Annotated in this window: 23 protein-coding genes and 1 tRNA gene; 14 read left to right on the forward strand and 10 right to left on the reverse strand. The window is 58.9% G+C overall.

The window, feature by feature from the left end; genetic code table 11:
* Positions 1–33: 33 nt before the first annotated feature.
* A complete protein-coding gene (gene pdxR, locus ACXZ1M_RS14230; protein ID WP_459053779.1) occupies positions 34–1455 on the reverse strand; it encodes a MocR-like pyridoxine biosynthesis transcription factor PdxR in 1422 nt (473 codons plus the stop codon).
* A gap of 79 nt (positions 1456–1534) precedes the next feature.
* On the opposite strand from pdxR, the gene ACXZ1M_RS14235 reads away from it, so the two are divergent.
* The gene (locus tag ACXZ1M_RS14235) at positions 1535–1954 is read left to right on the forward strand and encodes a GNAT family N-acetyltransferase (protein WP_459053780.1); all 420 of its coding nucleotides are present in this window, start codon (positions 1535–1537) and stop codon (positions 1952–1954) included.
* Positions 1951–2487, forward strand: a complete 537-nt coding sequence (locus ACXZ1M_RS14240; protein WP_459053781.1) for an FMN-dependent NADH-azoreductase — start codon at positions 1951–1953, stop codon at positions 2485–2487. Before ACXZ1M_RS14235 ends, ACXZ1M_RS14240 begins: the two co-directional genes overlap by 4 nt.
* A 69-nt stretch (positions 2488–2556) precedes the next feature.
* On the opposite strand, the gene ACXZ1M_RS14245 is transcribed toward ACXZ1M_RS14240, so the two are convergent.
* From ACXZ1M_RS14245 to ACXZ1M_RS14265, 5 genes are all read right to left on the reverse strand, one after another.
* The gene (locus ACXZ1M_RS14245) at positions 2557–3891 is read right to left on the reverse strand and encodes a hypothetical protein (RefSeq protein ID WP_459053782.1); all 1335 of its coding nucleotides are present in this window, start codon (positions 3889–3891) and stop codon (positions 2557–2559) included.
* Between the two features lie 32 nt (positions 3892–3923).
* Positions 3924–4208, reverse strand: coding sequence for a type II toxin-antitoxin system RelE/ParE family toxin (locus tag ACXZ1M_RS14250; protein ID WP_459053783.1), 285 nt, complete (start codon positions 4206–4208; stop codon positions 3924–3926).
* Positions 4196–4432 (reverse strand): hypothetical protein, encoded by a 237-nt coding sequence (locus ACXZ1M_RS14255; RefSeq protein WP_459053784.1) that lies wholly within the window; start codon positions 4430–4432, stop codon positions 4196–4198. Before ACXZ1M_RS14255 ends, ACXZ1M_RS14250 begins: the two co-directional genes overlap by 13 nt.
* A gap of 10 nt (positions 4433–4442) precedes the next feature.
* On the reverse strand, positions 4443–5564 hold the full coding sequence (locus ACXZ1M_RS14260; protein WP_459053785.1) for a beta-ketoacyl-ACP synthase III: 1122 nt from the start codon (positions 5562–5564) through the stop codon (positions 4443–4445).
* Between the two features lie 191 nt (positions 5565–5755).
* On the reverse strand, positions 5756–7201 hold the full coding sequence (locus ACXZ1M_RS14265) for a S41 family peptidase (protein ID WP_459053786.1): 1446 nt from the start codon (positions 7199–7201) through the stop codon (positions 5756–5758).
* A 344-nt stretch (positions 7202–7545) separates the two neighbouring features.
* Between ACXZ1M_RS14265 and ACXZ1M_RS14270 the strand changes: the two genes are divergently transcribed.
* The 4 genes from ACXZ1M_RS14270 (at position 7546) to ACXZ1M_RS14285 (ending at position 14517) form a co-directional block, all read left to right on the forward strand.
* On the forward strand, positions 7546–8151 hold the full coding sequence (locus tag ACXZ1M_RS14270) for a hypothetical protein (RefSeq protein WP_459053787.1): 606 nt from the start codon (positions 7546–7548) through the stop codon (positions 8149–8151).
* A gap of 141 nt (positions 8152–8292) precedes the next feature.
* Positions 8293–10275: a M13 family metallopeptidase gene (locus tag ACXZ1M_RS14275; protein WP_459054017.1), complete on the forward strand. Its 1983-nt coding sequence runs from the start codon at positions 8293–8295 to the stop codon at positions 10273–10275.
* Between the two features lie 111 nt (positions 10276–10386).
* Positions 10387–12387, forward strand: coding sequence for a M13 family metallopeptidase (locus ACXZ1M_RS14280; RefSeq protein ID WP_459054018.1), 2001 nt, complete (start codon positions 10387–10389; stop codon positions 12385–12387).
* A gap of 93 nt (positions 12388–12480) precedes the next feature.
* A complete protein-coding gene (locus ACXZ1M_RS14285; protein WP_459054019.1) occupies positions 12481–14517 on the forward strand; it encodes a M13 family metallopeptidase in 2037 nt (678 codons plus the stop codon).
* Positions 14518–14565: 48 nt separating this feature from the next.
* On the opposite strand, the gene ACXZ1M_RS14290 is transcribed toward ACXZ1M_RS14285, so the two are convergent.
* Positions 14566–15129 carry a PIN domain-containing protein gene (locus ACXZ1M_RS14290; protein WP_459053788.1) on the reverse strand — a complete coding sequence of 188 codons (564 nt, stop codon included), beginning with the start codon at positions 15127–15129 and terminating at the stop codon, positions 14566–14568.
* Positions 15129–15338, reverse strand: coding sequence for a hypothetical protein (locus ACXZ1M_RS14295; RefSeq protein WP_459053789.1), 210 nt, complete (start codon positions 15336–15338; stop codon positions 15129–15131). Before ACXZ1M_RS14295 ends, ACXZ1M_RS14290 begins: the two co-directional genes overlap by 1 nt.
* Positions 15339–15417: 79 nt before the next feature.
* Here ACXZ1M_RS14295 and ACXZ1M_RS14300 point away from each other — a divergent pair, with 79 nt between their 5' ends.
* Complete coding sequence (locus tag ACXZ1M_RS14300; RefSeq protein WP_459053790.1) at positions 15418–15978, forward strand: hypothetical protein; 561 nt, start codon at positions 15418–15420, stop codon at positions 15976–15978.
* A 45-nt stretch (positions 15979–16023) separates the two neighbouring features.
* Here the strand turns inward: ACXZ1M_RS14300 and ACXZ1M_RS14305 are convergent, their stop codons facing one another.
* The gene (locus ACXZ1M_RS14305; protein ID WP_459053791.1) at positions 16024–16584 is read right to left on the reverse strand and encodes a c-type cytochrome; all 561 of its coding nucleotides are present in this window, start codon (positions 16582–16584) and stop codon (positions 16024–16026) included.
* 200 nt (positions 16585–16784) lie between these two features.
* On the opposite strand from ACXZ1M_RS14305, the gene ACXZ1M_RS14310 reads away from it, so the two are divergent.
* From ACXZ1M_RS14310 to ACXZ1M_RS14320, 3 genes are all read left to right on the forward strand, one after another.
* Positions 16785–16860 (forward strand) — tRNA-Arg (locus ACXZ1M_RS14310).
* Between the two features lie 172 nt (positions 16861–17032).
* Entirely contained in the window at positions 17033–18319 is a 1287-nt protein-coding gene (locus tag ACXZ1M_RS14315; protein ID WP_459053792.1) for a site-specific integrase, read from the forward strand.
* 478 nt (positions 18320–18797) lie between these two features.
* Positions 18798–18980 carry an AbrB/MazE/SpoVT family DNA-binding domain-containing protein gene (locus ACXZ1M_RS14320; protein ID WP_459054020.1) on the forward strand — a complete coding sequence of 61 codons (183 nt, stop codon included), beginning with the start codon at positions 18798–18800 and terminating at the stop codon, positions 18978–18980.
* 195 nt (positions 18981–19175) lie between these two features.
* On the opposite strand, the gene ACXZ1M_RS14325 is transcribed toward ACXZ1M_RS14320, so the two are convergent.
* Positions 19176–19418 (reverse strand): helix-turn-helix domain-containing protein, encoded by a 243-nt coding sequence (locus tag ACXZ1M_RS14325; protein ID WP_459053793.1) that lies wholly within the window; start codon positions 19416–19418, stop codon positions 19176–19178.
* Between the two features lie 207 nt (positions 19419–19625).
* Here ACXZ1M_RS14325 and ACXZ1M_RS14330 point away from each other — a divergent pair, with 207 nt between their 5' ends.
* Genes ACXZ1M_RS14330 through ACXZ1M_RS14345 form a run of 4 tightly spaced genes read left to right on the forward strand, consistent with a single transcriptional unit; the run spans position 19626 to position 22708 of the window.
* Entirely contained in the window at positions 19626–20159 is a 534-nt protein-coding gene (locus tag ACXZ1M_RS14330; RefSeq protein ID WP_459053794.1) for a hypothetical protein, read from the forward strand.
* A gap of 3 nt (positions 20160–20162) precedes the next feature.
* Positions 20163–20759, forward strand: a complete 597-nt coding sequence (locus ACXZ1M_RS14335; RefSeq protein ID WP_459053795.1) for a hypothetical protein — start codon at positions 20163–20165, stop codon at positions 20757–20759.
* Positions 20756–21355: a hypothetical protein gene (locus ACXZ1M_RS14340; RefSeq protein WP_459053796.1), complete on the forward strand. Its 600-nt coding sequence runs from the start codon at positions 20756–20758 to the stop codon at positions 21353–21355. Before ACXZ1M_RS14335 ends, ACXZ1M_RS14340 begins: the two co-directional genes overlap by 4 nt.
* 24 nt (positions 21356–21379) lie before the next feature.
* Positions 21380–22708 (forward strand): type II toxin-antitoxin system HipA family toxin, encoded by a 1329-nt coding sequence (locus ACXZ1M_RS14345; RefSeq protein WP_459053797.1) that lies wholly within the window; start codon positions 21380–21382, stop codon positions 22706–22708.
* Positions 22709–22984 lie beyond the last annotated feature (276 nt).

The following is a 22984-nucleotide window of genomic DNA, read 5'->3' on the forward strand; positions in this document are numbered from 1 at the left end:
CCATGGAAGAAGAGCCATGAATGGTGATTTGGACTAGGCCATGATTTTCAGGATGCGCCGGCCCAGCTCCTGCGCGCGCGCCGGGGTGTCGACGTTGGTGAAGGCCAGCAGCAGCGCGGAGCCGGGATGCGGCAGCACGCCGCGTTCGGACAGCGCCAGCGCCGACATGCCGTTCGCGCGCATGCGCGCCGTCAGTGCGCGGTCGGTGTGGTAGCCCTTCATGCGCAGCACCAGGTGCATACCGCCCGGTTGCGGATCGACCTGCATATGCTTGCCCAGCACCGCCGTCAGGCCGTCCGCCGTGAGCTGGCGACGCTCGGCGTACAGCCGGCGCATGCGCTGGATGTGACGGGCGAAATGGCCTTCGTTCATGAAGTCGGTCACGATGGCCTGCATCAGCGTCGGGCCGCTGGCGGAGAGGATGCGGGTGACTTCCTCGAAGCGCTGCACCTGCGCCGGCGGCACCACCAGGTAGGCTAGCCGGATCGCTGGGAACAGCACCTTGCTGAAGGTGCCGGAGTACAGCACGCGGCCGTCGCGGTCCAGGCTTTGCAGCGCCGGCAGCGGGCGGCTGACGTAGCGGTACTCGCCGTCGTAGTCGTCCTCCACGATCCAGGCGCCGGCTTGCGATGCCCAGTCCAGCAAGGCCAAGCGGCGCGGCAGCGAGAGCGATACGCACAGTGGGCTTTGGTGGGCCGGCGTGACGATGGCGGCTTTTGCGCGCGGCGCGGTGGCGATGCCGTGCGAGACCATCAAGCCCTCGCCATCCACCGATACCGGCTGCGCCTTCATGCCGGCTTCCTTGAGCAACTCGCTGGTGGGCGGATAGCCGGGATCTTCGACCCACACGCCGTCGCCCGGCTTGAGCAGGGCGCGCGTGACCAGTTCCATGCTGTTGCGGTAGCCGTTGGTGATGAACACCTGCGACGGCGTGCAGTCGATCCCGCGCGACAGCTTCAAATACGCGGCAATGGCGATGCGCAGGTCGGGCAGGCCGGCCCATGGCGGATAGATCATGTCCTGCGGCTGCGTGGCGCGCACGGCGCGTGCCGCCAGCCGCGCCCACACTTTGCGCGGGAAGGCGTCCAGCGCCGGTATGCCCATCTGGAACGGCCTGGTGGAGGAGGCGGCCTCGCCCAGGTTGTCGTGCGCCGGCGTTGGTCTTGCCGCCGGCTTGGCCGCTGCTGCGGGTGAAACCGGCGCCCGCTGCGCCAATGCCGCCGTGACTACGGTGCCGGCCTGGCCGCGCGCTTCCACGTAGCCTTCCGCCGTCAGCAGGGCATAGGCCGATTCCACGGTGCCGCGCGCCAGGCCCAGCTCCAGCGCCAGTGCGCGCGCGGCGGGGATGCGGTCGCCCGGCTGCAGCAGGCCCTCCGCGATCGCGCTGCGGAAGCGGGTGTAGATCTGGCGGTACAGCGGCTCGGCGGCGCTGGTGTCCAGCTGCAGAAAATCCATGGACTACTCCAAAAGTCTTTTTATGGCTCTGGGGATTATGCCATTGTCGGCCTACGATGGCGTTTTGAGAGGACTAACCATGAAAATCGTAGAGACCGAGCAGGAGCTGCGCGCCTGTTATTCGGTGATGAAGGAACTGCGTCCGCACCTGGTGTCGGAAGATGCGTTTGTGGCGCAGGTGATGCGTCAACGCGAGCAGAATTACCGCATACTGGCGGTGTGGGACAAGGATGAAGTGGTGGCGCTAGCCGGCTATCGCTACCAGGAGAACACGGTGTATGGCCGCTTCCTGTACGTGGATGACCTGGTGTCGGCGGAAGCGCATCGCAGCCGGCGTTGGGGCGCGCTGCTGCTGGAAAAACTGACCGTGTTCGCGCAGGAAGCGCAATGCGCGCGGCTGGTGCTCGACACCGGATTGACCAACGTGCTGGCGCAGCGCTTCTACTTCCGCGAAGGCCTGCTGCCCGGTGCACTGCGTTTTGGGAAAGCGCTGACATGAAAAAAATCTTACACATCAGCGCCAGTGCGCGCGGAGAAGAGTCGAGCAGCTATCGCCTGTCGCTGCAGGCGCTGGCGCAATTGCGCCAACAGTATCCATCCACACAGCTAGTGTCGCGTGATTTATGCGCCGAACCGCTGCCGCATGTGGACAGCCTGTACTCCAACACCCTGGCGCGGCTGCCGGGCGGCGCGGCGCATGCACAAGGGCTGTCGTCGCTGGCATGGTCGGATTTGCTGATCGAGGAACTGAAGGCGGCGGACGCGGTGGTCATCGCCACGCCGATGCACAACTTCACGGTGCCGTCGGTACTGAAAGCGTGGCTGGACCACGTGGTGCGCATCGGCGTAACGTTCAACGCCACGCCCGAAGGCAAGATCGGCACACTGGCCGACCGTCCGGTCTACATCGCCATCAGCTCCGGCGGCCCCCGCACCGGCGACCGCGCCCGCCAACCGGACTTCCTGGAACCCTATCTGCGCGCCATCCTTCCGACCATCGGCCTGAAGGACCTGCGTTTCTTGCCCGTGTAACCTTGACGCTCGACACGTAGAAACATATCGGCCGCACACGCAGCCGAAGAGGAAACAAGCGTGCTAACTCTAGGCATTACTGTCCGGGGAGGTGGGTGGGGGGAATACGGTATGATGCAGCCCACCTACAAGAGAGATGTACGGTCCGTTGTACCCGATTGCAGTGAAGAGAAAGCGTACTACGAGTTCACGAATAATGGTCACGTGTTCCCACAACTCATCGTCCTTGTCAGTAGCGTAGTGTCCTCTATGTACTATTAAATCTCTGGCTTTCTTTGCGTCTTTTATTTGTTCCTCTGTGATCCCTTCCAGAGGAATGGACCACTGCCTAATTAAAAGCGTCAATTTATTGAAAATCGAGCGGCGATTCAGATCGTTGAGTCGCTCGTTCAACTCCTTAACCACTTCTGAAGCAGCCGCATTATTTGCACTTGGCCATTGCTCAACGCATGCTCGAATAACCTTTCGCAGCACCTCTTTTGTCTTTTTAAATTCTTTTGGTTCCGTGATGAAGGTGGCATCGTCATCGAGGTTTGATGCCACCAAATTTTCTAGTACTGTCATGGCGTTTATCAATCGAACTTCGTTGTAAGTCACGTCCATCGTGAACCACTCGATTGCATGGAAGAGATTTTTTATCTTGATAGGAGGTGAAAAATGGGAATTTACAGCTGCCAAAAAAATTGGTGTCTGGTGGAGAAAATGGATGATCCTCATCGAAGCTGGAGACTGCTTTACTTGGGACCAAGTGCTGACTTCGAGTTCTTGACCATAAAAGTACTCGCATACTGGAGAGTGAAGTACAACCGCAGAGGCAAAGGACATCACTCTCCGAATATGTTCAAACAACTCATCAACTTCCTTCCGCCAAGCCTTTAAGTCTGCTGGCATTGTGGCAGCATGAATTTGTATTGTTCCTGAAAGAGTATCAGGATGAAGGAGTTTAGATGGCCCATTCATCGTGATGATGCCAAGCGAACATTCTCCAGTAAGTTGATTGAAGTTCTGAAATCCTTTTAGCCGCATGACGTAGCAGGGAAGCTCGGCAGCTCTGGCGAGTCTGCGATGAAATTGCGAAGTCATACACGAGGCAGCAGGCTTCATACTGTCTCCAGTACTCAGGTCACTAGAATGATTCAACGAGTCAAAATAGAGATCTTCCGTTGAAAACCGGATTCCGTCGGTCGATAGTCCTGTTAGAGAAAATTTACTGAGACCCTTACGATCTGAATCCCATTCGCGAAGAATGAAAATTGTGTCGTTCTTGATAGGGATGGATTCAAATTCGAACTCGACCTCACCATTCTCCGCAATTCGGACTCGAAATCGCAGAGAGGTTTGATGATCGCCACGAGCAATGCTTCCCTCGAACGAGATGAAATCCAAGAGACCTCGGTCATTCATACATGCTCCTTTGCGAAACGTTTATGCTGAGGCTAGGTTGATCTCTGCTCCCGGCTATGCCATACGCGAATAATCAGGACGTCGCCGTTGGCCAGAATGAAGTAGCGCAGCACATAGGCGCGTTTGCCGAATTTGGCCGGCCATTCGCGAAACTCGGCGCGTGGTGCGCCAAGGCGGGGATTCTTGATGATTTTATTGGCTGTCTCGATGATGGCTGCAGCGCCACGACGGGCTGCGGCAGGGCTGCTTTGAGCGAGGAATTGGTGGAGTCTGGCGACATCGGCCAGCGCGTCCGGATGCCAGATCAGCGCGGGCATTCGCTCCACTTCCCGGCGGCCAGGTCAGACAGCCAGGCGTCGGCGCGCTCCTGCGATACGCCGGGCGCACCGTCGAGATAAGACTGCAAGCGCTCGCGGTCGAGTTCCAGCGACAACGCTTCCTTGCAGATCACCGCCAGATAGTCATCGACAGACAACCCTCTGCGGCTGGCGGCGGTGAGGACCGCCGCTTCCAGTTCGTCCGATAAGGTAACGGTGATCATGGCTTTGGCCTTAAATCCGCTTCACCACCACACAGCCGATCGAGTAGCCGGCGCCGAAGGAGCAGATGACGCCCAGTTGGCCGGGGGCCATGTCTTCGGAGTGCTTGTGGAAGGCGATCACGGAACCGGCCGACGAGGTGTTGGCGTATTCGTCCAGGATCACTGGCGCTTCGCCCGGCTCGGCGTCACGGCCCAGCACCATGCGGCTGATCAGCAGGTTCATGTTCAGGTTGGCCTGGTGCAGCCAGAAGCGGCTGATCTGCGGCACTTCCAGGCCGGCGTTGGTCACGGTGTCCTTGATCATTTCGGCGGCCATCGGGCACACGTCCTTGAACACTTTGCGGCCCTGCTGGCGGAACAGCTTGTCGGCCTGGCCGACGCCGGCTTCGTCGAAGCGGTTCAGGAAGCCGAAGTTGTTGCGGATGTTGTTGGAGAAGCTGGTTTTCAGCTTGGTGTCGAGGATCTCCCAGCGGTGCGCGCCCTTGGCCGTGTCGGCCGCTTCGATCACGATCGCCGTGCAGGCGTCGCCGAAGATGAAGTGGCTGTCGCGGTCGCGCCAGTTCAGGTGGCCCGAGGTGATTTCCGGATTCAGCACCAGCACCGCGCGCGCCTGGCCGCTTTGCACCGCCGCCACCGCCTGCTGGATGCCGAAGGTGGCCGAGGAGCAGGCCACGTTCATGTCGAAGCCGTAGCCGTCGATGCCCAGTGCGCCTTGCACTTCCACCGCCATGGCCGGATAGCCGCGCTGCATGTTCGAGCAGGCCACCAGCACCATGTCGATATCGGCGGCGGTTTTGCCGGCGCGGTCCATGGCCTGCTGGGCGGCGGCGACGCAGATCTCGGCCTGCAGCGACAGTTCCTCGTCCGCGCGTTCAGGAATATGCGACACCATGCGTTTCGGGTCCAGGATGCCGGCCTTTTCCATCACATAGCGCGACTTGATGCCCGAGGCCTTCTCGATGAAGGCGACGCTGGACGGCTCCAGCGCCGTCACGCTGCCTTCGGCGATGGCGCCGGCGTTTTCGGCGTTGAACATTTCAACGTAGGCATTGAAGCACTCGACCAGTTCTTCGTTGGAAATCGACTGCGACGGCGTGTAGAGGCCGGTACCGCTGATGACGGCTTGTTTCATGATTAAACTTTCAAATTGGGCAATGGCCGTAGCCAGTAATGAGGCAAATTCTACACAATGACTGCACGTTAGGCGAAAATAAAAAAACCGGGGTCAGGTCCTCCATTGCTACACGGCCTCTACCGTAGGCGCGCCTACGGTAGAGGCCGTGTAGCAATGGAGGACCTGACCCCGGTTTTAAAGCGAAAAGCTTATTTTTTCGCCAGATCCTTCTTCATGCCGGTATCGACCGAGACCACCGTGGTGGCCGGTTTGGCCAGTTGCACCGGCAGGCCCTTGAGGTGGTTTAGCGCTTGTTGCAGCTGGAAGTCTTCGCCGCTGCCGTATTCCAGCGGCGTGCGTTTTTTCTCCAGCGCTACGATGCGCAGCTGTTCTTCCAGCTCGTCGCGCTTGGATTTCTCGCCTTCCTGCTCGCGGTCGTTGCTCAGGTGCTTGGCCAGGTCGGCTTCGCGCGTGCGCAGGGCGTTCAGGCCGTCGCCGTCGGCGTATTCATCCACCTGCACGTCCGGCGTGATGCCCTTGGCCTGGATCGAGCGGCCGTTCGGCGTGTAGTAGCGCGCCGTGGTCAGTTTGACGGCGGTGTCGGCCGTCAGCTGGCGGATGGTTTGCACCGAGCCCTTGCCGAAGGTTTGCGTGCCGATGATCTCGGCCCGCTTGTAGTCCTGCAGCGCGCCGGCGACGATCTCCGAGGCCGAGGCCGAACCGGTGTTGACCAGCACCACCATCGGCACCCGCTTGATGGCCGCCGGCAGCTTGGCCAGCGCGTCGCTTTCGTTGCGCAGCGCGTAGTATTCGGGACGGCCGTAGAAGATCTGTTTTTGATCGGGCAACTGGCCGTTGGTCGAGACGATAGGCGCATCCTTGGGCAGGAAGGCCGCCGCCACGCCGATGGCGCCCTGCAGCACGCCACCCGGATCGTTGCGCAAGTCCAGCACCAGGCCCTTGATATTCGGGTCTTGCTTGTACAGTTCGACGATCTTGGCCGTCATGTCGTCCACGGTCGGTTCCTGGAATTGCGAGATGCGCACCCAGGCGTAACCCGGCTCGACCAGCTTGCCCTTCACGCTTTTCTGGTGGATTTCCTCGCGCGTGATGTTGAACACCAGCGGCTCGGCCTCGCCCTTGCGCAGCACGGTCAGGCTGACCTTGCTGTTCGGCTCGCCGCGCATTTTCTTGATCGAGTCGTCCAGCGACATGCCTTTGACCGGCGTGCTGTCGAGACGGCTGATCAGGTCGCCCGGCTTGATGCCGGCGCGCCAGGCCGGCGAATCCTCGATCGGCGCGACGATCTTGATGTAGCCGTCTTCGTTCTGGCCGATTTCAATGCCCAGGCCGACGAACTTGCCCTGCGAGCCTTCGCGCAGCTCGGCGTAGGCTTTCTTGTCCAGGTAGGCGGAATGCGGATCGAGCGACGCCACCATGCCGGAAATGGCCTCGGTCAGCAGCTTCTTGTCTTCCACGGGTTCGACGTAATCGGACTTGATGAGCCCGAACACATCGGCCAGCTGGCGCAGTTCTTCCAGCGGCAGCGGCGGGTCCATCGGCTTTTGCGCCATGGCGGAGAATTGTAGCGAGATCGCGACACCTGCCACCACGCCCAGTCCGACCAGACCGGAATTCTTTAGTTTCTTGCCCATGTTTCACCTGTCTAAGCTAGCCGCTGCGGATGTGCAGCCTGCATGAAACGAGTATAAACCTGATTTCTGGCAAACGTAGTAGCCGTCACGAAATGATTTATACCTTTACGAGGTTTTACAACGCTTCGCGTTGACTTTCAAAGCGCGCCAATGCCCGCTTGGTGAAACGCTAAGTTTGCTGTTTTGTATGCGGTGTGTCCTCGGCGTTCACGACAGTAAGTATTTGTAAGAAGACCTGTAAGCGGCAAATTCGCGTCCTACACTGAGCTCGTATTTCTCTCTACCCTGAAGTGGTTTTTCGCCAGCGCCCCAAGCGCTGGCTTTTTTTTATCTACGGAGCAGCCATGCGATTCTTGTCCTTTCCCCCTTCGTTCGCCTTGCGCCGCATCAGCGCGGCGCTGGCTTTGTCGGCCCTGATGGCGTCGGCTATCGCCGTACCGGTGGCCGAGATGCACGCCGAGGATTATCTACCGATGGCGGCCGAGCTGAAAAAATCGCTGAACCTGAACGCCAATCAGCAAACCCTGTGGTCGCAGACCGAGTCGCGCACCCGCAAGCTGCTGGCCGACCGCAAGGTCCGCCGCGACCGGCTGCAGGCGGCCGCCCTGGCCGGCGCCAAGGACGCCAACGCCGAGCTGCGCGAGCTGGGCAAACTCATGGATGAGGAAACCACTCAGGGCGCGGCCGAAGAGAAGCAACTGCGCGAGTGGTGGCTGACCTTGAACGACGCCCTGACCGAAGGCCAGCGCCAGGCCGTAGTGCGCCTGGTGAGCGAACAATTGTTGCGCGTGCAGGATAACGGCGGCGGCAGCCCCCGTCCGGAACGCAAGGAAGAGGGCGGCGAACATCGCGGCGGCAAGGGTGGACGCGGCGGCATGGGCGGCGGCGGTATGGGTGTCGGCGTGGGCGCCGGCGGCGTCAACGTCAACCTGCCGGGAGGTGGCGGTTGAGCCCCGGGTTGGGTCCTTGTATCGTAAAGTAAAAAGCAGGTTGGGAGAACGGTAGGGCGGTAGAATTCCCGCTTAGACCAAGTTCCACCATAAGGACACGCTGTGAAACCACGCCTGCTGACCGCATTGACCCTGAGCCTGATGACCGTCTTCGCCACTGCGGCCGAGCCGATCTCGGGCATCGACATTCCCAATATGGACACCAGCGTGCGTCCGCAGGATGACTTCTTCACCTACCTGAACGGCAACTGGCTCAAGACCACCGAAATCCCGGGCGACAAATCGAGCTGGGGCACCTTCGCCAAGCTGCGCGACGACACGCTGCCGCAGCTGCGCGGCCTGATCGAGAAGGCCGAGGCGGAGAAGGCCAAGACCGGCACCGAGCCGCAGAAAATCGCCGACCTGTACGCCAGCTTCATGAACGAGGACAAGCTCAATGAGCTGGGCATCCGTCCGGTCACCGGTGAACTGAACCGCATCCGCGCGTTGAAGGACAAGAAGGGCTTGCCGATTCTGTTCGCGCATCTGGCCCAGATCGGCGTGGCCACGCCTTACGGCGTCAGCGTGCGCCAGGATGCGCGCGAATCGACCCGCTACGCGGTCTACCTCGGCCAGAGCGGCCTGGGCTTGCCGGACCGCGATTACTACCTGAAAAAAGACGACGCCAAGATGGCCGGCGCGCTGGCCAAGTACGAGCTGCACATCGGCAAAATCCTGACCCTGTCCGGCGACCGCAACGCCTACGCCAACGCCAAGAAAATCGTCGCGCTGGAAACCGCGCTGGCCGAAGTGCAATGGACCAAGGTCGAGAACCGCGACCCGGTCAAGCGCTACAACAAGATGCCGATCAAGCAGCTGGCCGAACTGGCGCCGGGCTTCGACTGGGGCCATGCGCTGGCCGCCACCGGCGTGGCCAACAAGACCGACTACGTCATCGTCAACCAGCCAAGCTACCTGACCGGCTTCACTGCCGTGCTGGAAAAGACCGACCTGGCCACCTGGAAGTCTTACCTTGAATGGCAGTTGCTGCGCCAGGCATCGCCTTACCTGTCGAAAGACTTCGCCGACGCCAATTTCGATTTCTACAGCACCGTGTTGACCGGCGTGGCCGTCAAGCCGCCGCGCTGGAAGTCGGCCGTGGGCCTGGTGGAAGCGAGCCTGGGCGAAGCGCTGGGCAAGCTGTACGTGGCGGAATACTTCCCGCCCGAGCGCAAGGCCCGCATGGATGAGTTGGTGAAGAACGTATTGGCCGCCTTCAAGGTCAGCATCGACAACCTGGACTGGATGAGCCCGGCCACCAAGGTGGAAGCGCAGGCCAAGCTGGCCAAGTTCCGTCCGAAGATCGGCTACCCGAGCAAGTGGCGCGACTACAGCACCCTGGCCATCGTCAAGAACGACTTGCTGGGCAATGTGCTGCGCGCCGAGTACTACAAGCACCAGCGCATGGTCGCCAAGCTGGGCAAGCCGATCGACCGCGAAGAGTGGAACATGACGCCGCAAACGATCAACGCCTACTACAACTCGACCATGAACGAGATCGTGTTCCCGGCCGCGATCCTGCAGCCGCCGTTCTTCGACGCCCGCGCCGACGATGCGGTCAACTACGGCGCCATCGGCTCGGTCATCGGCCACGAGATCGGCCACGGCTTCGACGACGGCGGCAGCCAGTCCGACGGCGACGGCAACCTGCGCGACTGGTGGACCAAGGAAGACCGCGCCAACTTCAAGGCCAAGGCCGACGCGCTGGTCAAGCAGTACAACAGCTACAGCCCGCTGCCGGGCTACACCGTCAACGGCGCGCTGACCTTGGGCGAGAACATCGGCGACAACAGCGGTTCGGCCATCGCCTACAAGGCTTACAAGATCGCCATGGCCGGCAAGACCGCGCCGGTGATCGACGGCTTCACCGGCGACCAGCGTTTCTTCATGGGCTTCGGCCAGATCTGGCGCGTGAAGATGCGCGAAGAACAGCAACTGGTGCAGATCAAGACCGATCCGCACTCGCCGGGCCGCTTCCGCACCAACGGCCCGGTGGTCAACCAGCCCGGCTTCTACGAAGCCTTCGACGTGAAACCGGGCGACAAGCTGTATGTTGCGCCGGAACAGCGCGTGATCATCTGGTAAGCGTTTATCTCCTCTAAAAAAGCCACCCCGCGTGGCTTTTTTGCTATTGTTCCCAGACTCGCCTATACAACCGGAGATAGTGACTTGAAAGCTCATCTTGTAAGCGCCCTGATGCTGGCGTTGCTGGCTTCGGCCGGCGTGCATGCAGAACCGAAAACCTCGGGCGTGGATATCGGCAACATCGATAGCGCCGTGCGTCCGCAGGACAATTTCTTCCTCAACCTGAACGGCAAGTGGCTGGCCAAGACCGACATCCCCTCCGACAAGTCGAGCTGGGGCTCGTTTGAAAAGTTGGACGACGACACCAAGCCGCAGCTGCGCGCCATCATCGAAGCGGCCGCCGCCGACCCGAATAAAAAACCGGGCACCGACCCCCAGCGCATCGGTGATTTCTTCGCCAGCTACATGGATGAAGCCAAGCTGGAAGAAGTGCGCCTGGCGCCGCTGAAGGCCGACTTCGACCGCGTGGCCGCGCTCAGCGACAAGAAGCTGATTCCCGGCCTGATGGCGCACTTCAGCCGCTACGGCTACACCGTACCGTTCAGCTTTGCCATTCACCAGGACAACAAGGATTCGACCAAATACGTGGCCGACCTTTACCAGGACGGCCTGAGCCTGCCGGACCGCGATTACTACCTGAAGAAGTCGGATAAAAAACTGGCCGACACGCTGGCGAAGTACGAACAGCACGTGGCCAAAATGCTGACCCTGGCCGGCAACACCAACGCGGCGGCTGACGCCAAGGCCATCGTGGCGCTGGAAACGCAGATCGCCAGGCTGCAGTGGACCAAGGTTGCGCTGCGCGATCCGGTCAAGGCCTACAACAAGGTGCCGCTGGCCAAGCTGCCCAAGCTGGCGCCGGGCTTCGACTGGACCACTTGGCTGAACGACACCGGCATCGGCGGCAAGGTCGACTATGTGATCGTCAGCCAGCCGAGCTTCATCACCGGCATCGACAAGCTGCTGAACAAGACACCGCTGGCGACCTGGAAGGCTTACTTCCAGTGGCAGGTGCTGCACGCCAACGCGTCTTACCTGGCCAAGGATTTCGCGCAGGAGAACTTCGCCTTCTACGGCAAGGTGTTGAGCGGCGTGAACGAACAGGAACCGCGCTGGAAGCGCGCCGTCAACGCCACCGATGCCGGCCTCGGCGAAGCGCTGGGCAAGCTCTACGTCGAACAGCACTTCCCGGCCGAGCGCAAGGCGCGCATGGAAGCGTTGGTGAAGAACCTGCTGGCCGCCTTCGGCCAAAGCATCGAGACGCTGGACTGGATGAGCCCGGAAACCAAGCAGCAGGCGCAAGCCAAGCTGGCCAAGTTCACCACCAAGATCGGTTATCCGAACAAGTGGCGCGACTACAGCGCGCTGGCGGTGGCCAAGGATGACCTGGCCGGCAATGTGCAGCGCTCGCGCGCGTTTGAATACGCCAAGGAAGTCAACAAGCTGGGCAAGCCGATCGACCGCGACGAGTGGGGCATGACGCCGCAAACGGTGAACGCGTATTACAACCCGGAGTTGAACGAGATCGTGTTCCCGGCCGTGATCCTGCAGCCGCCGTTCTTCGACGCGGATGCGGACGACGCGGTCAATTACGGCGCCATCGGCGCGGTGATCGGTCATGAGATCAGCCACGGCTTCGATGACCAGGGCGCGCAGTACGACGGCGACGGCAACCTGCGCGACTGGTGGACCAAGTCCGACCATAAAAACTTCGCAGCCAAGACCCAAATGCTGGTCAAGCAGTACAACGGCTACAGCCCGGTAAAGGGCTACTTCGTCAACGGCGAGCTGACCTTGGGCGAGAACATCGCCGACAACAGCGGCATGGCGATCGCCTACAAGGCCTATCTGCTGTCGCTGGGCGGCAAGCCGGCGCCGGTGATCGACGGCCTGACTGGGGAGCAGCGCTTCTACATGGGCTTCGGCCAGGTATGGCGCAGCAAGATCCGCGACGCGCAGCAGATCGTGTACCTGAAAAGCGATCCGCATTCGCCGGACCAGTTCCGCGCCAACGGCACGGTGCGCAACCAGCCGGGCTTCTATGAAGCCTTCGGCGTGAAACCGGGCGACAAGATGTATCTTGCGCCCAAAGACCGCGTCATCATGTGGTGATGTAGTAAAGTAGTGCCTCGCCCATTTGAGCAATGGGCCTTCCATTAAACATAGAAGGAAATCCTCGTGAAACGTCATCTCGTAAGTGCATTGATGCTGAGCCTGATCGCAGGTTTGGCCGGTGCTGCGGACAGCGCCAAAAGCGCCGCGCCCGCCAGCGCCAAAGTAGCAAGCAAGCCTGCTTCCGGCATCGCCGTCGAATACATCGACCCGGCCGTGCGCGTGCAGGACGACCTGTTCAGCCACATGAACGGCAAGTGGCTGGCCACGACTGAAATCCCGGCCGACAAATCGAGCTGGGGCAGCTTCGCCAAACTGCGCGACGACATCCAGCCGCAGCTGCGCGCCATCATCGAAGGCGCCGCCAGCAACAAGGCCGGCGGCCCTGAAGCGCAACGCATCGGCGACTTCTACGCCAGCTTCATGGATGAAGCCAAGCTCGAACAACTGGGCCTGACCCCGCTGAACGCGGAACTGGCCAAGGTCGCCGCACTGAGCGACAAGAAACAGCTGCCGGTACTGATCTCGCACTTCAACCAGATCGGCGTGAGCGCACCGTACAACTACGGCATCCACCAGGACAACAAGGATTCGACCAAGTACGTGGCCGACATCTACCAGGACGGCCTGGGCCTGCCGGACCGCGACTACTACCTGAAAGCGGACGACGCCAAGCTGGCCGACACGCTGGCCAAGTACGAGCAGCACGTCGGCAAGATGCTGACGCTGGCAGGCGATGCGCAAGGCGCCGCCACTGCGCGCGCCGTCATTGCGTTTGAAAAAGAACTGGCCAAGCTGCAATGGACCAAGGTCGAACTGCGCGACCCGATCAAGGCCTACAACAAGGTCGACATCGCCAAGCTGGGCGACATGGCGCCAGGCTACGACTGGAACGCCTACCTGACCGACGCCGGCGTGGCCGGCAAGGTCAACTACGTCATCGTCAGCCAGCCGAGCTACCTGAAGGGCATGACCGCGCTGCTGGAAAGCACGCCGCTGGACACCCTGAAAGCCTACTTCCAATGGCAACTGGTGCGCGCGCATGCGCCGTACCTGAGCAAAGCCTTCGTGGATGAGAACTTCGCCTTCTACGGCACCGTGCTGAGCGGCGTGACCGAGCAGCGTCCACGCTGGAAGCGCGGCGTCACCGTGACCGAAGGCGCGCTGGGCGAAGCCGTCGGCAAGCTGTACGTGGGCGAGCACTTCCCGGCCGAGCGCAAGGCGCGCATGGAAGCGCTGGTGAAGAACCTGCTGGCATCGTACAAGACCAGCATCGACAAGCTGGACTGGATGACCCCGGTCACCAAGAAGCAGGCGCAAGCCAAGCTGGCCAAGTTCACCTACAAGATCGGTTACCCGAACAAGTGGCGCGACTACTCCAAGCTGAGCATCAGCAAGGACGACCTGGTGGGCAACGTGATCCGCTCGCACCAGTTCGACTACAACAAGGAACTGAACAAGCTGGGCAAACCGATCGACCGCGACGAATGGGGCATGACGCCGCAAACCGTCAACGCCTACTACAACCCGGAGATGAACGAAATCGTGTTCCCGGCAGCGATCCTGCAGGCGCCGTTCTTCAACGCGGACGCGGATGACGCGGTCAACTACGGCGCCATCGGCGGCGTGATCGGCCACGAAATCAGCCACGGCTTCGACGACCAGGGCGCCCAGTACGACGGCGACGGCAACCTGCGCGACTGGTGGACCAAGGACGACCACAAGAACTTCGCGGCCAAGACCAAGATGCTGGTGGAGCAGTACAACCAGTTCAGCCCCCTGCCTGGCTACCACGTCAACGGCGAACTGACCCTGGGCGAGAACATCGCCGACAACAGCGGTGTGGCGATTGCTTACAAAGCCTACAAGCTGTCCCTGAAGGGCAAGAAAGCGCCGGTGATCGACGGCCTGACCGGCGACCAGCGCTTCTACATGGGCTTCGCACAAGTATGGCGCATGAAGATGCGTGAAGCGGCGCAGATCCAGCAGATCAAGACCGACCCGCACTCGCCAGGCCAGTACCGCGCCAACGGCACCATGCGCAACCAGCCGGGCTTCTACGACGCTTTCGGCATCAAGGAAGGCGACAAGATGTACCTGGCGCCAAAAGACCGCGTAATCATGTGGTAATGCGCTGACACAGCAACGAAAGGCCGCAGCAATGCGGCCTTTTTTTCGTCAAAGCTGTTTGATGTCGTTACGCAGGAGGGCGCTCATTCTGAGTAGTCCTTGGCGCTCGTAAGTTGCAATCAGTTCCTGCGCTGTTTTGGCCGGGCGCCTAAGACGGCGACGCAGCGTTCGCACGGTATCGAGAGTGAGTTGTCGATCACGTACATACAGTGAGCAGCAGAAGTCGTCTGGATGCAGTATCTTGATTTTTCCCTGCTGCGGGAAATCCTTGGTGTTGAAGGTCACAATTGAATCGGCCTGGCTACGGATTGCCGCCGCTACGACGTGCCTGTCTTTAGGATCGCGCAGCACTATTGAATCTATCAAGTCTTCAAAGTCGTTGACCAAGCTGTTTTCAACAGCGTGATTCATTAATTCCGCAGTGCGGGCCAAGGCTTCAGGTTGGAGATCTGGGCGGTGTAATAACAGATTAGTGATCCACTCAGCTTGGATCATGTAGGTCCAACGTGCTTGATACAAGCCTGCCGAAGCCAAGCTAAGCAACAGATCGCGCAAGGGGGCGGGATAGAGTACGCATGCGTCCAACACCACAATTTCGCGAGTAGCTGCCATCAGTACCCCATGTCTAGCTCCTGTGCCTGATCTACGAGCTGCTGGAGCGCTTGTTCAGAAATGCGCCGCTGTTCGGCCTTATATGCGGCGAGATTGTTCAAGCTGACCTTTCCCTCTTCTAGCAGGCGCAACAGGTATTCCGGTGTCACGTTGAGGAAGTGTGCGGCCTTGCTCAGTTTCACATCGTCGTCGATATCTATGGTTGGCATGGTGATTCTCCTCAAAACGGTAAGCGCTGCCATCATTTCAGAGTAAACTAACGGCTTCCAATTTCAAGAACCTGACATCATGTCCTTGCGCTACATCGCATCCCTGCTCGCCTTGCCCATGCTGCTCAGTGCCTGCGGCGAGTCCTTTACCCCTGTCGATGTGTACATGGCGGCCACGCCGGAGTGTGCCAGCTGGCAGGATGGTTCGCGCTATGATTTGCCGCGCGGGATCAGCGTGTCGACCACGCCGCCGGTGACGCTGCCGGGCGGTGGCGCGGAGTTCACCTTTGTCTACCTGGTGCCGCGCGGCGAGCGTGCCTTGTTCCTGAGCCGTGACTTCAACGTGACCGCCCCTAAGGGCCCGGTGCTGGCCAAGGCGCAGCTGGTGACCTTCTACCAGCGCACCACCAATTCGCCGGCCGAAATCGTCGAAGCCATTCCCAAAGTGCCCGATATGCTGATCGCCGGCGCGACCGGCGAGGAAACCATCTGGCGCGTGCGCCTGCGCGTGACCGAGAAGCTGCCGGCGCGCTTCGATGTCACGCCGCCTGCCTTCGAGATCGGCCTGCACAAATACCCGATGCGCACCTTCACCTACCGCCATTTCGACGACCGCAAAGCTTACGGGCTTTGCAAATAAAAAAACCGGCCGCGCAGGCCGGTTTTTACTTGGGGCTGAGACCGATTATTTCGGTGGCTCGGCGGCGGCTGGCGCTGCAGCAGCAGGTGCGGCCGGCGCCGGCACTGCCGGTTCCTTGAACTTGCCGCCCGAATTGTTGGCCAGGTAGACCACGGCACGCGCCACTTCCACGTCGTCCAGATCAGGATTGCCGCCTTTGGCCGGCATGGCGCGCAGGCCTTCCAGCGCGTGCTTGACGACGGTGTCGTAACCTTGGGCGATACGCGCGCTCCAGGCGGCCGCGTCGCCGAACTTCGGTGCGCCCGCTACGCCGGCGCCATGGCAGGCGACGCAGGTGGAGTTGTAGATGGCTTCGCCGGTTTGCAACACTTTCGGCGCGTTGGCGTCCTTCAGCGTGTAGCCATCGTTGGCGACCGGGGCGATGCGGGAGGCGATCTCTTCCGGCGCCTGGCTGTTGGAGCCGGCCCCGGTCAACTTATCGGTGGTGACAAACTGGACCAGCAGGATGATGCCGATGATCGTAACTGCGAAGAAGCCGACAACGGCTGCAACCAGTTGTTTCGGCGTTCTGATGGCGGATTCGTGTTCGTTGTGTGCGTCGCTCATGATTTCCTTAACTGACAAATTTCTAGCCGGGTGGCGCAAAGACGGAAAAGCAGCTACCTTGTAAAACATTCACCAAACGAATGATTATAGACACAAGAATGCCCCGAAGGAAACGCAAACTTGTTTAAAACGACACTGGCGGATGGACGGGGTACGATAAAAACGGTATGCTACGGCACACATTCGTGTATCCCCCTGTCGCGGCTGTAGCTCAGTGGATAGAGTATTGGCCTCCGAAGCCAAGGGTCACTGGTTCGATCCCAGTCAGCCGCACCAGCAAACATGCACTTTGCCAGGGTGTTTTCCCCGTGTGAAGGCGGTTTGGTCAAGTTTTGGGAAAATATTTGGGAAAATTTTTTGGGAAAAAAAACCACAAATATTTCCTGAATTCGCGTCAGATCGGGCTTACGCCATCCTATACGGTAACTCCTAACTCACGGAGTTACTCATGTCAAAAAAGCAAAAACGTCGTTCTGAGCAGTATATCCACGTCGAAGAGCGCAGCGGCTCTTTCCGCTTCAAAGTCACCGTCGAGAAGCAGAAGGATAGCGGAACGTTTAGTACCGAAGACGAAGGCTGGCGGTGGGCTCGACAGCGCCGGCAGACCTTCTTGGATATCCGAGATAACGTCGGCGTCCCTGTTTCGGCTGTTAGCTCTCCAGCATCGGTTCCGTCGTCGGCGACCGCATACGGGGTTCCTTACTCGCTCAGTGCGCCGCCGCCAATCAAGATGGCCGATGTGCTGGACTCTTACGAGAAGCACGACCTGCCTAAACTTAGCGGTAAGAGTTCGGAAAAATCTCGCTTGGTGAATCTCCGACAATGGTTTGGTGAGCGCAATCTGGATCAGTTGGACCAGAGCTTCATTGATCGGTGGGTGGATGATCGCTTGGCTGGGAAGCTAGGCTCTGGCCGAGACCCTAGGCGTGCCGAGACAATGTCAGGCGTAGGGGGCGCGAAACCGTTGAGCAAACAGCAGAGGTATGCGCGCAAGCTGGCAGGCAAAGAAGTGCCTGCGCTCGCTGTTCATCCAGTCAGCACGCAATCCGTTCGACATGAACTTAGCTTATTACGCCGCTCCGTGACAAAGTACCTTGGGCGTGACGGCCGGTCCCGGATTTATGGGGCTTGGTGGAAGGCGCATTATCTTATGGAGATGCACTTGCCTGCCGAAGCAGACCCGCGGAGCCGCCGAGTCTCCGACGCTGAGTTGGTGATGATCTTTGACAGCATTTCAGATGCTCCCTTGAAGGCGAGCATCCTTATGGCCGTTTTGACCTCGCTGCGGCGGGGCGAAGTAGCCTCGTTGAATTGGGAAGACGTCGATTGGGTCAGAAAAGTTGTTCGACTGCGAAAGCCCCATAGTATGCGGAAGACGAAAGTAGTAGAGCGGGAAATACCGCTGCTACCTGGTGCTCTGAAGCTACTCCAAGACATGGGACCGCAGACAAAGGGGCTCATCTTTGGGATGCCTGCTTCCAGTGTGAGCCAGGGATGGCGAAAAGCAGCTGATAAGGCCAAGATTTTCGACGCACGACTTCATGATTGCCGGCGCGAAGCAATCAGCCGCTTGGTTGAGCTGTGTCAACTGAGCATTCACGAAGTCGCTGCTGGGTTCTCTGGACACACTGACATCCGTACCCTGCAAAAGCATTACCTTCGCTTAAATTCGTCCTTAATGGCAGCTAAACTCGCGGTCAATCCTGCTGCGGCCAATATGGCTCCGCAGTTGTAGATCGTCATGCCGGCTTTTCATCCTATACTGTACTTTGGAAGGAAAGCCGGTGTATCTTACGAAGCAAGAAGTGGCAAATGTGTTGCGAGTGTCCGTGCGCACGATCACTACCTATATGCAGCAGCGCGTGATTCCTGAACCCCGGAAGCTTGGAGGCATCCTGTTGTGGGACGAGGACGAGCTGCACCGTCGAATCAAGTTCTCGATGCCTAATGATAGCCTCGCAGAGACTCTTCGACGGAAGCGTGGACGGCCGCGAAAGGTCAATCTGGTGTATTGATGGTTTGATGGTAAGTGGTGGCGTCGTGGAGTCATCATCAACAGGTATGACCAGTCGCGGAAGCTAGGCATCCTTTTCATTGCCATTGGCAATTCGTGATAGTTTTTGGTCGAATTGAGCGAGGCTTCTGGCATAGGCTCGCCGCATTGAAAGGGGAAGCGATGACGACAACAGTGACAGTAACTTCTAGGGGGGCGGATCACGCTACCTAAAAAGCTGCGTGCTGCACTTGGTTTGACAGCCGGCTCCAGCTTGGCGTTATCGCTGCTCGACGACGGCACAGTCATCATGCGGGTGAAGAGTCGAAGCTTGTCGAGCTTGGGCGGCCTTCTCAAGGGGGATGGGCTGCCTATGGTATCTATCGAAGATATGCGGCGGTGACGCAGGACCAGTCACCAACGACAACCAGGCGGCCGTCGGCCGTTTATGTTTCAACGGCGCCGTTGCTTCGCCCGAGTTTACCCTGGGCGTTCTTGCCGGAAGTATTGGCAGTTGCCTGATAGGTAGCTGAGCGTGCCCAAAACTTTCTACACGGACTGGCCGCCGCACAGATCGAAGATATTGGATTTGTACCTGTCAGGTTCCTAGGGACTCTCTGAACTGCATCAATACAGCTGGGCTTATTCCCAGGGTGTCAGCGATCCGACAAATGTTCACGAGCGCAATGTTCCGAATTCCCCGCTCCACGTCCCCTATATAGCTTCTGGCAATGCCGCTCTCAAGTGCCAGCTTCTCTTGCGACCAACCCAATCCTTTGCGCAATTGAGCAAGGTGCCTACCGAAGGCCAAGCAAATTTCGGCCTCTTCCTGTGTCCTCATATTGACGCCCAAATACGAGGATAGTAGGGAGCCGCCCTATATAAGACGACACGATATGAGTGTCATTTTCTTCTGGGAAATGCTATATTTAGAAATGACACTCATAGTAGTCGCATCGCCTAAGTGTGTGAAAGTGGCAAGCTGGAGTCGGCTAACTGGGCCTGGTCGTGTAATGAATCTAAAAACTGCGTTTTTTGTGGAGAGCAGATGAATACGTATGAACTCGACATCAATGAACTTTCACCTGGGGCTTTGGCGACCTTGCGCGCTGCTGTCAAGCATGCACGTTCAAATCAACCTGCGCAACGCCACGTTATGTCACTTGAAAATTTCTACGCGGTGACCGGCCTGTCAAAGAGCACGCCGCAGTTGGAGTTGAAAGGGCTCTTGATTGAGGTCAAGCGCACGCCGCTTTTTTCGCATGACCTGAACGCTGGGAAATTGGCAGCGTCATTAGCGTTTGAGAGCATCGAGTTGACTGAAAAGGGACTCGAGTTTTCGGTTTCGCCTGGTGCACTCGATGCGAGCGAACCTCAGGAAGTTCAGAACGACAGGAGCATGCTGCAGCTGAATGAAGCTCTGGCCATGGCGCTCGAAAACGCCGAGGGCGATCCGCAAGCATTCGCGTTCTACCTAAGCGCAGCGTTGGCTGGATTCATGGGACAGAGAATGCTCAATGAGCACGTGGCCATGCAATCCATTCGGCTGCTACATCAACTGCACCCAAGCATTTCTGTCTAAGTCATGCTCGATGTTCTGAACGGAATCTACTTGGCTGTCACGCTGTTTTCTGGCATCACGTTGTATCCCACCGACGAGACACCGGTGCCGCTGGAAAGAGACGCCTACGTCGAGCTTCAGTTGCACCGCGAATACTGGCGAGAAGACGGCAACGGAAAGTGCTCTTTCAAAGGTGTTTTAGCGCCCTATGCGCGCACCTGGCCGCTGGAAGTGCGCCGCGGCGACGAGACTGTCATCCTCCCACCAGAACCCGACAAGATCGCCGGCTATGTCGTTGTGGTGAACCGTAAAGTCTGCAAAGGCCAGGAACCGGAAGCGATCCTGCGTGCCGGTAATCCCTCGCCCCGCAAACCATTCTTCGGCAAGCTCCAGGTAGACCTGCACACGTTCTTCGCTGCAGGCGACATGCTTGAGACTCCGGCTGACAAGATGCCGCCGTGGATGCCTCAAGTAGTCGAGCATTTGGCCGTGCTGGCAAAAACCGACAAGAAGGCCAACGACTTCATATTGGCCTCTCTGCCTGAGTTGAATAAAGCACTGCCTGGCTTGCCGGCCTTGGCTCGATATACATTATCCGAAAGGCCTGATCTCAAAAAATGAAAAATATAAAACTTCTCATGTTCGCCGTGTTCGCAGCCATGGCCACCGGTGCTAGCGGACATACATCCATTGCTTTGATTGAGCAACAGCCAGCCAAGTCGTGGTTCAGTTCATCCAATTATGCGTCACAGAAAGAGGCTGATAATGATGCGCTTGAGGGCTGCAGAGTAACTGCACGTCAGCGCGGTATTGCCGATCTAGCTAAGCAATGCAAGACCGTAGCGCGCGCAATAGGTCCTGGATTTGGTGCAATGGTCTGCGCTGAAGGAGGTTGCAGCTGGTCGATGGGACATGACTCGGCACAAGATGCGATTGACGCTGCCTACCAAAGCTGTACGAAGAATTACGGTAATTGCCAAGACAAAGAAATTCCGTTTTGGGAAGATCGTAAGGGCTACTTGGCCAAACCAGTTGCGCAGAAACTCCAGCCGCCTTCGGACTGCCGCCCCCGAACAAGCCACCTTGAGTGTACATCGAAGTGCACCAATGGCAGCTGTGTAGTCAAGTACAAGAACGGGTGTCAGTTGGAGGTGCAAGTACAGCAGCAGTTCAACCCGATTTCGAACAGCTGGGATTATCCGGCTCCGTCTTGCTAGTCAATGATTTCAGCATGACCAATAATGGAGGCTAAGGTGGCCGCTCGCGCGCTAGACGTGTGGGTGAATGAGACCCTCGCTGGTACTTGGACTGTCACTGCTGTTGGCGACCGATTCCATTATGCGGCTACCTGGCTGGATAATCCGGATGCCTGCCCATTGTCGTTGTCTCTTCCGCTTACTTCGTCCACGCCGAGTCGGTCGGGCGAAACGGTTCGCAATTTCTTTGAGAATCTGCTGCCGGACAGTACCGAGATACGCGAGCGCTTGGCGCGGCGGTACTGCGCCAAGTCGACCAATGCCTTTGATTTGCTGGAAATGATTGGCGGCGACTGTGCCGGCGCGGTGCAGGTACTTCCGTCAGGCTCCAAACATGCTGCCCCATCCCCGACCGATGGGGCTCCGTTAAACGACGCCGAGGTTGCGTCAGTGCTCCGAGATGTGGTGGCGACAACGGCGCCAGGACCCGCGTGCGACCTGCGGGTTGCGTTGGCCGGTGCCCAAGAAAAGACGGCGCTGCTGCGGCACGACGGCGAATGGTGTTTGCCAATCGGAGCTGCGCCGACAACGCACATCTTCAAACTACCGATGGGCCTGGTAGGAAACATGCGACTCGATTTGAGCGAGTCTGTGAACAACGAATGGCTCTGCTCGATCATCCTAAAAGCGTTTGGCATGCCTGTCGCCGATTGCACGCCGTTGAAGTTTGAAGACCAGAGTGTTCTCGCGGTCGAACGGTTCGACCGCTCGTGGATGGAACGCGGCACGCGATTAGTTAGGCTTCATCAGGAGGACATGTGTCAGGCTCTAGGCCTGCCGCCATCAAAGAAGTATGAATCCGATGGCGGCCCAGGCACGGATCGAATCTTGGAGCTGCTTGACGGTTCGGTTGATCCCGACCGTGACAAGCGCACCTTTTTTCAAGCGCAGGTGCTGTTCTGGATGTTATGCGCACCTGATGGTCACGCAAAAAATTTCAGCGTCCGCCTGCGCGCGGGGGGAAAGTACGAACTCGCGCCGATGTATGACGTGCTTTCGGCGCATCCTTTGTTGGGAAATGGGCCAAATCAAATGAGTCGCTTCAAAGTTAAGCTGGCGATGGCGATTCGGTCGACTAACGTTCACTGGCGCATGCGCGATATCAGGCGGCGCCATTGGGTAACGCTGGGCGAGAGGCATGCAGTACGCGCCGTTGACGGACGCAGTGCCGCAGCAGTTCTTGACGACTTGGTTGAGCAGACGCCGTCTGTCGTGCAGAAAGTTCGCGCGCAACTCCCGGCAGGGTTCCCTGAGGCTTTAGCCTCCAGTATCCTCGAAGGACTTGAGGACGCTGCTAGACGCTTGTCTGCTTAGTCAGAAGGGAGATCCGCGGGCGTAATTACTGTTGAGAAGGGGCCTTCAAGTTCAATTATCGATTGGCGAAATTTGCAGATACCAATCGGCATATGGCGAATTCTTAACTGGGCGCCGGGTGAAATCCGGGGCGCCATCAGCCCACCACACAGGACCACGTTCGCCTAAAGCCTTCTTCGCTTCGTCAACGGCTATACGCGCCTCCCGCTCAGACTTCGCATCTCGGGAATTCAAGGCCATGCTAACCTGACGGCGAGCGTGCATAAGTTGCTCAAC

It is taken from the genome of Duganella paludis, from assembly GCF_054461335.1.